The organism is Roseomonas sp. 18066, assembly GCF_902706185.1.
Classification (GTDB): domain Bacteria; phylum Pseudomonadota; class Alphaproteobacteria; order Acetobacterales; family Acetobacteraceae; genus Pseudoroseomonas.
This window is the reverse complement of the sequence record NZ_CACSJM010000174.1, coordinates 1-11,813: the sequence shown is the minus strand read 5'-3', so window position 1 is coordinate 11,813 and position 11,813 is coordinate 1. Positions and strand designations below refer to the sequence as shown.

Sequence of the window (11,813 nt, the reverse complement as noted above, 5' to 3'; positions counted from 1 at the left end):
GAGGGCGGGGTCGGTCATGCAAGGCTCCACGGTCAGCAGGACTGGTAGAGCCGGCAATGCCGCCCCGCCAAGCCCCTACCGCATCGGCGGCGCGTAGATCAGCCCGCCCTGGGTCCAGAGGTTGTTCAGCCCGCGCGGCAGGCCGAGCGGGGTGTTGGGGCCGAGATGCCGCTCGAAGATCTCGCCGTAATTGCCCACCGCCCTGATGGCGTTGTAGGCCCAGCGGCGGTCGAGGCCGAGGGTCGGGCCGAAGTCGCCGGTGACGCCCAGCAGCCGCTGCACCTCCGGATTGGCGCTTTTCAGCATCTCGTCCAGATTGGCCTGGGTGACGCCCAGCTCTTCGGCGATGAACAGCGCGTAGATGGTCCAGCGCATGATGTCGTACCATTGCGGGTCGCCCTTGCGGACGGCCGGCGTCAGGGGCTCCTTGCTGATGATCTCGGGCAGGATCATGTGCTCGCCGCGCGGCAGGGTGCTGAGGAAGCCGGCCAGCTGGCTGGCGTCCAGCGTGTAGGCGTCGCAGCGGCCGGTGACATAGGCCTTGCGGGTGTCCTCGATATTCTCGAACACCACCGGATGCACCTGCAGCTTGTTGGTGCGCGCCCAGTCGGCCAGGTTCAGCTCGTTGGTCGAGCCGGCGCCGACGCAGACCGTGGCGCCGTTCAGCTGCGCCGCATGGGCCACGCCGCTCGCCTTGCGGACGATGAAGCCCTGGCCGTCATAGAAGGTGGTGGGGCCGAATTGCAGCCCGGCCGCGACCTCCCGCGCATGGGTCCAGGTGAAGGTGCGGGCGACGATGTCGAGCTGCCCCGATTGCAGCGCCGGCACCCGCGCCTGGCTGGTCACCACGGTCCAGCGCACCTTGGCCGGGTCGCCGAGCACGGCGGCGGCGATGGCGCGGCAGATATCGGGGTCCAGCCCGCGCTGCTCGCCGCGGCTGTCCGGCGTGCCGAAGCCGGCCGAGCCGACATTGCCGCTGCAATCCAGCAGGCCCTTGCTGCGCACGGAGGCCAGCGTCGGCCCGGCCGAGGCGGTCTGGGCGAGGGCAGGTGACGCCAGGGCGCCGCCCAGCAGCAGGGTGGCGGCCAAGGCCATGATGGTCTGTCGCATGCAGAATCCCCGGTCCGATGTCGGCCGCCTGCTGCGCTCGCTCCCGGGTAGCGGATCGCCAGGCAAGCAAGGCGCGTGCCGCCCCGGCCGCGCTTGACATTCCGGCCGCTTCCCCCGCTAAAATCGAAACGGAATTCCGAAATACGGAACGCCCCGACCGCGCCCCGGCGCCGGACGGGGAGATGTTGGGAAGGAAACTGAAAGAAATGCGGCGTCGGCAATTGCTGGCGGCGGTGCCGGCGGGGCTTTTGCTGCCCCTGGCCCGCCCCTCCCTGGTGCGGGCCCAGACCGAGCGCGTGCTGCGCTTCGTCCCCTTCGTCGATCTCTCGCTGCTCGATCCGGTGGCCACCACGGCCACGCCGACGCGCAACCATGCCTTCCTGGTCTATGACACCCTCTACGGCCTGGACGCGCAGTTCCAGCCGCAGCCGCAGATGGTCGACGGGCATGTGGTGGAGGATGACGGCAAGCTCTGGCGCCTGACGCTGCGCCCCGGGCTGACGTTCCATGACGGCAGCAAGGTCACCGCGCGGGATTGCGTGGCCAGCATCCAGCGCTGGGCATCCCGCGATTCCTTCGGCCAGGCGCTGATGGTGGCAACGGCGGAGCTTTCCGCGCCCGACGACGCCACCATCCAGTTCCGCCTGAAGAAGGCCTTCCCGCTGCTGCCCGCGGCGCTGGCCAAGGCCTCGCCCAGCATGTGCGCCATCATGCCGGAGCGGCTGGCGAAGACCGATGCGGCCCGCCAGGTCACCGAGATCGTCGGCAGCGGCCCCTTCCGCTTCCTCGAGCGCGACCACCTGGCCGGCGCCCGCGCCGCCTATGCCCGGTTCGACGGCTACCAGCCGCGCGGCGACGGCGCGATCGGCGGCACCGCCGGGCCGAAGGTCGCGCATTTCGACCGCGTCGAATGGATCACCATGCCCGATCCTTCCTCGGCCTCCGCCGCGCTGCGGGCGGGCGAGGTCGATTGGTGGGAAACCCCGTCCCCCGACCTGGCGCCGATGCTGAAGCGCGACCGCAATGTCCGCGTCGAGGTGAAGGACCGCCAGGGCCTGACGCCGATCCTGCGCTTCAACTGCATCCAGCCGCCTTTCGACAATGTCGCGCTGCGCCGCGCCGTGCTGCGCGCCGTCGACCAGTCGGAATTCATGCAGTCCTACAGCAGCGATCCGGAAACCTGGCACGTCAAGCTGGGCATGTTCTGCCCCGGCACGCCGATGGCCAACGATGCCGGCCTCGACGAGCTCTTCGGCCCGACCGACCTGGCCCGCGCCAGGAAGGAAATCGCGGAATCCGGCTACAAGGGCCAGAAGGTGGCCTTCATGCTGCCGATGGACCACCCGGTCAGCGCGCCGCTCGGCCAGCTCGGCATCGACCTGTTCAAGCGCCTCGGCTTGAATGTCGAGGTCCAGGCCGTCGACAGCGGCACCCTGTTCCAGCGCCGCAACTCGCGCGAGACGGTGGAGAAGGGCGGCTGGAGCATCTTCCCCTCCATGGTCTCCGGCCTGAACATCCTCGACCCGGCGGTGACCAGCGTGGCCCGCGCCAACGGGCTGCAGGGCTGGTACGGCTGGCCCGAGAGCCCCGAGGCCGAGCGCCTGCGCGACGCCTGGCTGGAGGAGCGCGACCTGGCCGCCCAGCAGAAGCTGGCCGTCGACATCCAGCTGCAGGCCTGGCGCGACGCCACCTTCCTGCCCACCGGCCAGATCTTCCAGCCCATGGCCTGGCGCCGCAACATCGACGGCGTGCTCGACGGCTTCGTCAAGTTCTGGAACGTCCGGCGTGTCTGACAAGGATCAAGGCAACATGCGCAACCAGATCCGCGTCGGCCTGGTGGGCTATGGCGAGATCGGCAGCACCCTCGGCGAAGGCCTGCGCGCCAATGGGCTGGTCGAGGTGCTGAGCTACGACAACGGCGCCTTCGACGGCCCCTATGCGGCGCTGATCCAGCAGCGCGCCGCCGCCGCCGGCGTGACGCTGGTCGACAGCCCGGCGGCCCTCGTCGCCCGGGTCGACATCATCCTGGGCGTCACCCCCGGCTCCTCCTCCATCGCCAGCGCGACCGCCTTCGCGCCGCATCTGACGAAAGGAAAAATCTACGCCGACGTCGCCTCCGCCACGCCGAAGGTGAAGCAGGCGGTGGAAAAGATCCTGGCCGGCACCGGCGCGCTGCTCGCCGATGCCTCCATCATGGGCACGCCCAAGGACGGGCTCGCTTTGCCCATCCTCTCCAGCGGCCCGGCCGCCCGCGCCGTGGCCGAGGCCCTGACCCCCTGGGGCATGCGCATCGATCCCGTCGAAGGCCCGCTCGGCACCGCCTCCGGCATCAAGATCATGCGCTCCGTGCTGATCAAGGGCATCGAGGCGCTGCTCGACGAAATGCTGCTCGGCGCCCGCTACTACGGCTTGGCCGACACCGTCATGGCGTCCGCCGCCAAGACCCTGCAGAAGCCGCTGGACGAGCTCGCGGCCGGCATGATCACCACCGGCGTCATCCACGCGAAACGCCGCGCGGAAGAAGTGGCCATGGCCGCCGAAGCCCTGGCCGATGCGGGGGTCGAGCCGCTGGTCACCCGCGGCACCGAAGCCCGCCTCCGCTGGGTGGAAAGCCTGGACCTCAAGACACACTTCGAAGGCAAGGTCCCCGAAGATCTGGAGACCGCGCTCAAAGCCATCGAACAGAAAAGCAAGTAAGAATCCGGGGGCATTGAATGCCCCCGGACCCCCACGTCAGAAAGCAAGACGACTCCCCAAACCACGCGACAAACCACGCGCCGCCTCCAGCAGCACCGGGCCGGCAACCAAAGCAGCCTCGCGCGTGAACCGCGTGACAGGCCCGCTCAACGTCAAGGCGCCCACGAACACATCGTCCGACCCGAAGACCGGCGCCGCCATCCCCGCGGCATGCGGATCATGCGCCCCCGAGGTGAACAGCGGAAACCGCGTCGCCTCCGCCTCGCCCACCAATTCAATAGAAGTAAAAAGCCGCAGCACCCGCGCGATCGCCGATGAATCCATCGGCAGCAGATCCCCCGCCCGCACATGCAGCCGCAGCCGCTGCGGCGAATCCGCCCGGAACAGGCACAGCCGCTGCTCCCCCCGCCGGATGTAGAAGGCAGCGCTTTCGCCGGTCGCCGCCACCAGCCGCTCCAGCACCGGCGCCACATGCGCCTCCAGCCGGAACGACTGCTGGTAGATCGCGCCCAGCCGCAGCAGCTCGGCCTCGAGGCGATAGCTGCCATCGGGCAGCCGGCCCAGATAGCCATGCGCCTCCAGCGACACCGCCAGCCGCATGATGGTGCTCTTCACCAGCCCGGTGCGGGCCGATAGCTCCGCCAGGCTCACCGCCCCGTCGCCCTTGCGGAAGGCGCTCAGCAGGGTGAGCGTGCGCTCGGCCGAGGCCACCCCCTCCAGCGCCGGCGCCTGGTCTGCGCTTCGTTTCATGGTCGCGAGAGTTACTGGCCCCCTGGCCTTCCCGCAAGCACGCCCGAAATGGCGTTGCGTTTTATCCACCCCGCCCCCCTGTCCAGCCCGGCGCTTTGGCGCGAGACTGCCCGCCGCTTCGAACGGAGAGACACAGCCATGCCCATCGGTTTCCGCATCCTGCCCCGCGCGCGCCAGGTCGACGCCGCGACGGCCGAGCGCTTCCGCACGCTGCCGGTGGCCAATATCAGCGACTGCATGTCCCGCCTGACCGCCGGCGGCCCGCGCCTGCGCCCGATGCATGCCGGCGGCGTCCTCTCCGGCCCGGCGCTGACGGTGAAGACCCGCCCCGGCGACAACCTGATGATCCACAAGGCCATCGGCCTGGCTCAGCCCGGCGACGTCATCGTCGTCGATGCCGGCGGCGACCTGACCAACGCCCTGATCGGCGAGCTGATGCTGGCCCAGATGGTCAAGAAGAACCTCGGCGGCATCGTCATCAACGGCGCCATCCGCGACAGCGGCGCCATCCGCGCCCAGGACTTCCCGGTCTATGCCGCCGGCGTCACCCATCGCGGCCCCTACAAGGACGGCCCGGGCGAGATCAACGTCACCATCGCCCTCGACGGCATGGTGATCGAGCCCGGCGACCTGATCGTCGGCGACGAGGACGGCCTGCTCTGCGTGCCCTTCGACGACGTCGCCGCCCTCGAGGCCGCGACGCTGGCCAAGAACGCCGCCGAGCAGAAGACCGTCGCCGCCATCGCCGACGGCAGCAACGACACGGCCTGGGTCGACGCCGCGCTGCGCCGCAACGGCTGCGAAGGCCTCTGACGCCTGCCACCGCGGGCCGGGCGGAAAAGCCCGGCCCCTTGGTGCGGCGCCCGGCCCTGTGCTAGGCGCTGCCGCGTGGCGCAGGACCCGAAACTCGAGCTCTACCTGGCGCATCGCGCAGCGCTGCTCGACTATGCGACCGCGCTGCTCGGCGACCGCGCCCGGGCCGAGGACGCCGTCCAGGACGCCTATCTGCGCTTCGTCCCCGAGCGCGCCGGGGCGCCGGCCCTGGCCCGCCCCATCGCCTATCTCTACCGCATCCTGCGCAACCTGGCCTGGGACCAGGGCCGCCTGCGCCGCGCCGACCGCCGCCCCGAGGCCGAGCCCGCCTATTGGATGCAGCCCGAGACGCCGCGCACCCCGGAACAGGCGCTGCTGCATGCCGAGGCCGTCGCCCGCGTCGCCGGGGTGCTCGAGGCCCTGCCCGAGAAGGCCCGCATCGCCCTCGAGATGCAGCGCTTCGGCGGCTACACGCTGGAGGAGATCGCGGCCCGGCTGCAGGTCTCCGTCCCCACCGCGCATCGCCTGGTGCGCGACGCCCTGCTGCGCATCGCGACCGACCTGCCGCCAGGGGACATGGCCGAGGACAATTCGTGATCGCCCGCGTGAAAAATCCGGCGCCCTTGCGCGTCATGCAGCCGGGCGCGGCCGGCGCCCGGGGACGGACAGGACCATGACCCGCGACGATCCGCTGCTGCAGGCGGCGATGGACTGGCTGCTGAAGCGCGAGGCCGCGCCGGCGGATGCGTCTCTGCGCGCCGAGCTCGAGGCCTGGCGCGCCGCCGACCCGCGCCACGCCGCCGCCCTGGCCCGCGCCGAGCGCGCCTGGCGCCTGCTCGGCGAGGTGCCGCCCGCCCATGCCGGCCGCTGGGAAGCCGCCACCGTCCACCCGCGTCGCGCCACGGGGCGGGTGCTGCCCACCCGCCGCCGCGCCCTGCGCGCCGCCGCGGTGCTGGGCCTCGCCGCCTCGCTGGCCCTGGTGCTGGCGCCGGAGCCGCTGCTGCGCGAACCGCTGCGCCGCCTGGCCGCCGAGCATGCCACCGGCACCGGCGAGCTGCGCCGCGTGCTGCTGGCCGATGGCAGCGCCGTCCACCTGGCGCCGCGCAGCGCCATCGCCACGCATTTCACTCTAACCGAGCGCCGCGTCACCCTGCTGCAGGGCGAGGCCTTCTTCGAGGTCGCCCGCGACCCGGCCCGGCCCTTCCTGGTCGAGGCCGCCGGCGCCGAGCTGCGCGTCCTCGGCACCGCCTTCGACGTCAACCTGCTGGACGACCGGCTGGAGCTCGCCGTGCAGCACGGCCAGGTGCGGCTGACCGACCCTGCCCAGGCGCCGCCGCTGACCGCCGAGCTCGGCGCCGGCGAGCGCATCAGCCTCTCCCGCGCCGGGGCGGCGCCGCGCCGCGACCGGCTGGCGCCCGCCGTGGTGGCGGCCTGGCGCGACGGCCCGGTCTTCGTGCAGGACGCGACGGTGGCCGAGGTGGTGGCGCTGCTCGGCCGCTACCACCACGCCCTGTTCCTGCTGCGCGACCCGGAGCTGGCCGGGCGCCGCGTCACCGGCCTCTATGACCTGCGCGATGCCGGCCGCGCGCTGCGTGCCCTGCTGCAGCCGCTGGGCGGCCGGGTGCGGCAGCTGACGCCCTTCCTGTATTGGATGACGAAAAGTTAACCAATAAAATCGACGCAGCCTCGCGGATCGGTGAAAAAAACCCGGCGCCTCGCCGTCCTCCGCCAGAACGCAAATGCCTCGCATTTGCGATGCGAGGCGAGAGGAACCCGACTGCATCATGACGCGCAAGACTTCTGACCGCGCCGCGCGGCTGCTGGCCATCACCCTGGCCGCCGCCGCGGCGCCCCTGGCCATTGCTCAGGCGCAAGCCCCGTCCCAGGCGGCCGCCGCGGCGCCGCGGCGCTTCGACATCCCGGCCCAGCCGCTGGGCAGCGCGCTGGCCGCCTTCGGCCGCCAGGCCGGGCTGCAGGTCACCGCCGAGGCCGGCGCGGTCGCTGACCTGCAGTCGCAGCCCGTCGCCGGCACCCTGGCGCCGGAGGAGGCGCTGCGCCGACTGCTGTCGGGCACCGGCGTCAGCTGGCGCTTCGGCGCCGAGGGCACCGTGCTGCTGACCCGCCCGCCCGCCGTCTCCGGCGCGCTGACCCTGCCGGAGGTCGCCGTCATGGCCGGCCGCCAGCGGCCCTGGAGCCCGGTCGCCGGCTACAACGCCACGCTGGCGGCCTCCGCCAGCAAGACCGACACGCCGCTGCTCGAGACGCCGCAATCGGTCTCCGTCGTCACCGCCGACCAGATGCGGGCGCAGGACGCGATCAGCGTCACCGACGCCCTGGCCTATGTGCCCGGGCTGAACGCCCAGGCGCCGACCTTCAGCCGCATGGCCGACGACTTCACCATGCGCGGCTTCAACATCGCCGACGCCTATAGCGGCATGCTGCGCGACGGGCTGCGGCTGCAGCCCAATGTCTACGGCCTGGCGCAGGAACCCTATGGCATGGAGCGGATCGAGGTGGTGCGCGGCGCTGCCTCGGTCCTCTATGGCCAGCTCAGCCCGGGCGGGCTGATCAACGCGGTCAGCAAGCGCCCGACCGAGGAGACGCTGCGCGAGATCAACATCGGCTATGGCAGCGACGACCGCCGCTTCATCTCCGGCGACTATGCCGGCAAGCTGACCGAGGATGGCACGCTCAGCTTCCGCCTGACCGGGCTGTGGCGCGAGGCCGACAACTGGGTGAACCATGTCCAGGACAACCGCCGCTACATCGCGCCGGCCCTGACCTGGCGGCCGGATTCGTCGACGAGCCTGACCCTGCTGGCCAGCTACCAGCGCAGCGAGACGCAGTTCGCCGCGCCGATGCCCTATGCGGCGCTGCGCAGCGGCACCGTGCCGCGCGACTTCTTCGCCGGCGAGCCCGGCTTCGACCGCTTCGACACCACCGCCTACACCGCCGGCTATCTGCTCGAGCATGCCTTCAACGACCGGGTGAAATGGCGCAGCGGCGCGCGCTACTTCACCTCCAGCGGCAACTGGGACTATCTGACCTTCCTGTCGGCGACGGCGAACGGCACGGTCAATCGCGGCCTCAGCCAGCGCGAGGAGGCCTCGACCGGCTTCACCGCCGACAATTCTCTTGAAATGCGCTTCTCGACGGGGGCTGCCGAGCACACCCTGCTGGCCGGCATCGACTATTTCAACGCGCGCTACAACTCGCACCGCTACCTGACCGGCACGGCGTACCCGATCAACCTGTTCAACCCCGCCTATGGCCGGTTGCCGATCGTCAACCGCGCGGTCGACACCGGCAGCCGCACCAACGGCGACCAGGTCGGCGTCTATCTGCAGGACCAGATCCGGCTGGGCCAGCTGGTGCTGACCTTGGGCGGCCGGCATGACTGGACCGAGCGCAAGACCAGCAGCTTCCGCAGCGGCGCCCAGGCCAGCCAGTCCGACGACGCCTTCACCGGCCGCGCCGGCGCCGTCTATCTCTTCGAGAACGGGTTGGCGCCTTACCTGAGCTTCAGCCAGTCCTTCGCGCCGAATATCGGCACCGACCGCCTGGGCGAGGCCTTCAGCCCGACCCGCGGCACGCAATACGAGGCCGGGCTGCGCTACCAGCCGCCGGGCACGTCGATGACCTTCTCGGCCGCGGTCTATGAGCTGACCCAGCAGGACGTGCTGACCACCGACCTGCAGAACACCAGCTTCCAGGTGCAGACCGGCGAGGTCCGCGCCCGCGGCGTCGAGCTGGAGGCCAAGGGCAACTGGGGTCCCTTCGGCTTCGTCGCCTCCTACGCCTATACCGATGCGCGGGCGGTGAAGAGCAACCAGGCGGCGCAGCTGGGCCAGCGCCTGGCGCTGACGCCCTACAACACCGCCGGCCTCTGGGTCGATTACAGCACCGCCGGCCTCGGCATCCCGGGGCTGAAGATCGGCAGCGGCGTCCGCTACATCGGCAGCGCCAATATCCCGGGCTTCGATCGCGACGTGCCCGACTATGTCCTGGTCGACGCCATGGCGCGCTACGAGCTCGACCGGCTGCTGCCGCAGCTGCCGGGCACGGCGCTGACGGTCAACGCCCACAACATCTTCGGCGAGAACTATTTTGTTTGCGCCGGCGCCTCGAACGGTTGCCGCTACGGCGCGCCGAGGACCTTCCTGGCCAGCCTCAGCTACCGCTGGTGATCGCGCGCCGCGGGCTGCTGGGGGCGCTCGGCGTCCTGGCTTCGCGACGGGCCGGGGCGGCGACGCCCCGGCTGGTCTCGCTCGACCTGGCGCTGACCGAGGCGCTGCTGACGCTGCGCGTGACGCCGCTCGCCGTCGCCAACCTGCCTTTGTACCGCAGGCTGGTCGGCGATCCGGCGCTGCCCGAAGGCGTCATCGAGCTCGGCCCGCAGCAGGAGCCGAACCTGGAGCTGCTGCAGGCGCTGCGCCCCGACCGCATCCTGGCCGCCGACTGGCAGGCGGCCGGGCTGCGCCGCCTGTCCGAGATCGCCCCCTTGTCCTTGCTGCCGGTCTTCGCCGCCGATGGCGACGCGCTGGGGCAGGGGGCGCGGCTGCTGCGCGCCCTGGCGGCCCTGGCCGGCGCCGATCCGGAGCCCGCCATCGCCGCGGCCACCGCCGGCCTCGCCGCGGCCGCGCGCGCGGTGCAGGGCCTCGACGACCGCCCCGTCCTGCTGTTCCGCCTGATGGAGGATGCCCGCGGCATGGCGGTCTTCGGCAGCCGCGGCATGCCGGGCGGCGTGCTGGCGCGGCTTGGCCTGCGCAATGCCTGGCAGGGGCGGCAGAACGCCGCCGGCGTCGCCTCCGCCGGCATCGAGGCGCTGGCCACGATGCCCGAGGCCCGGCTGATCCATTTCGACCGCGGCGCCGAGACCGCCCGCGCCCTGTCGCGCCTCGAGGCCAGCCGCTTCTGGCAGGCCCTGCCGGCGCTGCGGGCCGGGCGGATCGCGGCCATGCCGGTGATCTATCCGAATGGCGGCCTGGCCTCGGCCGGGCGGCTGGCGCGGCAGATCGCCGACCGCCTGCCGGAGCTCGCCCGCCATGGCTAGCCGTTTTTTTGTTCTGGCGTTCGTCAGCCTCGCGGCGGCCGGCGCGCTTTTCGCCCGCTCTTCATTGCCCCTGCTGCAAGGCGATGAAGTGCAAAAGATCCTGTTCTTGCATGCGGCCTTGCCGCGGCTCTGCACAGCGCTGCTGGCCGGCGCCGCGCTCGGCCTGGCCGGGCTGCTGTTCCAGCAGGTGCTGCGCAACCCGCTGGCCGAGCCCGGCACGCTGGGCATCTTCGCCGGCGCCCGGCTGGCCCTGGGCCTGGCGACGCTGGGCGCGCCTGGGCTGCTGGCCTGGGGGCAGGGGGCGATCGCCCTGGCCGGGGCAGCGGCCGCCGTCGGGCTGGTGCTGCTGCTGGCCGCCCGCCGCGGCTTCGCGCCGCTGCCCGTCATCCTGGCCGGCCTCGCCCTCGGCCTGGCGCTGGAGGCGATCAACAAGGCGCTGCTGCTGCTGCATTACGAGACGCTGTCCGACCTCGCCCTCAGCCAGGCCGGCGGCCTGCACCAGATCAGCTTCCTGCCGGTTCTTTCCATCGCGCCCTGGATCGCGGCGCTGGCGGCCATGGCCTTCCTGCTGCGCCGGCCGCTCCGCCTGCTGGCGCTGGAGGAGGCCGGCGCCCGCAGCCTCGGCCTGCCGCTGCCGCTGGTGCGGCTGGCGGGGCTGGCCATCGCCACCGGCCTGGCGGCGACGGTGGCGGCGACGCTGGGCGGCATCGCCGGCATCGGCCTGGCGGCGCCGGCCCTGGCCCGCGCGGGGGGGCTGCGGCGCTTCCCGGCGCTGATGGCGGGGTCTGCCCTGCTCGGCGCCGGGCTGCTGGCGCTGACCGACCAGGCGCTGCTGGCGCTGGCCGGCCCTGGCCTGCCGGCGGGCAGCCTGACCGCGCTGCTGACCGCGCCGCTGCTGCTCTGGCTGCTGCGCCGGGCCAAGGGGGGCAGCGGCCGGGCGCCCGCCGCGCCGATCCGCGTCGCGCGCCCGGCCGGGCCGCTGCTGCTCGGCCTGGCCCTGGCGCTGCTCGCGGTGCTGGCCCTGGCCTTGACGCTCGGCCCGACCGCCGATGGCGGCTGGTCCTTGGCATGGACAGAAATGCTGGAATGGCGCGGGCCGCGGGTGCTGGCGGCGCTGGCCGCCGGGGCCATGCTGGCGGTCGCCGGCCTGCTCATCCAGCGGCTGACCGGCAATCCCATGGCGAGCCCGGAGCTGCTGGGCCTTTCCGCCGGGGCCGGGCTGGCGCTGCTGCTGGCCGGGCTGCTCGGCCTGCCGCCCGGGCGCGGCGCGATGCTGGGGCTGGCGACGCTGGGGGCGGTGGCGGTGCTGGCGCTGATGCTGCGGCTGCAGCGCCGCGCGGGGCCGGCGGGTATGCTGCTGGCGGGGCTGGCGCTGACCGGCCTGCTGGGG

10 protein-coding genes are annotated in these 11,813 nt (G+C 72.3%); 8 read left to right on the top strand and 2 right to left on the bottom strand.

What is annotated here, in order from left to right; all coding sequences use genetic code 11:
* Nucleotides 1–75: 75 nt before the first annotated feature.
* A complete protein-coding gene (locus tag GVN67_RS25090; protein ID WP_160000053.1) occupies nt 76–1,110 on the bottom strand; it encodes an amino acid ABC transporter substrate-binding protein in 1,035 nt (344 codons plus the stop codon).
* 206 nt (nt 1,111–1,316) lie between these two features.
* On the opposite strand from GVN67_RS25090, the gene GVN67_RS25085 reads away from it, so the two are divergent.
* Nucleotides 1,317–2,903 (top strand): ABC transporter substrate-binding protein, encoded by a 1,587-nt coding sequence (locus GVN67_RS25085; protein ID WP_160000052.1) that lies wholly within the window; start codon nt 1,317–1,319, stop codon nt 2,901–2,903.
* A 16-nt stretch (nt 2,904–2,919) separates the two neighbouring features.
* Nucleotides 2,920–3,807 (top strand): NAD(P)-dependent oxidoreductase, encoded by an 888-nt coding sequence (locus GVN67_RS25080; protein WP_160000051.1) that lies wholly within the window; start codon nt 2,920–2,922, stop codon nt 3,805–3,807.
* 36 nt (nt 3,808–3,843) lie between these two features.
* On the opposite strand, the gene GVN67_RS25075 is transcribed toward GVN67_RS25080, so the two are convergent.
* The gene (locus GVN67_RS25075; protein WP_160000050.1) at nt 3,844–4,557 is read right to left on the bottom strand and encodes an IclR family transcriptional regulator; all 714 of its coding nucleotides are present in this window, start codon (nt 4,555–4,557) and stop codon (nt 3,844–3,846) included.
* A gap of 138 nt (nt 4,558–4,695) precedes the next feature.
* Here GVN67_RS25075 and GVN67_RS25070 point away from each other — a divergent pair, with 138 nt between their 5' ends.
* The 6 genes from GVN67_RS25070 to GVN67_RS25045 form a co-directional block, all read left to right on the top strand.
* A complete protein-coding gene (locus tag GVN67_RS25070) occupies nt 4,696–5,370 on the top strand; it encodes an RraA family protein (protein ID WP_160000049.1) in 675 nt (224 codons plus the stop codon).
* Between the two features lie 75 nt (nt 5,371–5,445).
* A complete protein-coding gene (locus GVN67_RS25065) occupies nt 5,446–5,967 on the top strand; it encodes an RNA polymerase sigma factor (RefSeq protein WP_160000048.1) in 522 nt (173 codons plus the stop codon).
* A 76-nt stretch (nt 5,968–6,043) separates the two neighbouring features.
* Complete coding sequence (locus tag GVN67_RS25060) at nt 6,044–7,036, top strand: FecR domain-containing protein (protein WP_160000047.1); 993 nt, start codon at nt 6,044–6,046, stop codon at nt 7,034–7,036.
* A gap of 118 nt (nt 7,037–7,154) precedes the next feature.
* Nucleotides 7,155–9,557: a TonB-dependent siderophore receptor gene (locus tag GVN67_RS25055; protein ID WP_160000046.1), complete on the top strand. Its 2,403-nt coding sequence runs from the start codon at nt 7,155–7,157 to the stop codon at nt 9,555–9,557.
* Complete coding sequence (locus GVN67_RS25050) at nt 9,554–10,423, top strand: ABC transporter substrate-binding protein (protein ID WP_200845389.1); 870 nt, start codon at nt 9,554–9,556, stop codon at nt 10,421–10,423. The genes GVN67_RS25055 and GVN67_RS25050 overlap by 4 nt, the downstream gene beginning before the upstream one ends.
* The coding region (locus GVN67_RS25045) for an iron chelate uptake ABC transporter family permease subunit (protein ID WP_368667262.1) at nt 10,347–11,813 on the top strand (1,467 nt) is incomplete at its 3' end. The genes GVN67_RS25050 and GVN67_RS25045, both read left to right, overlap by 77 nt.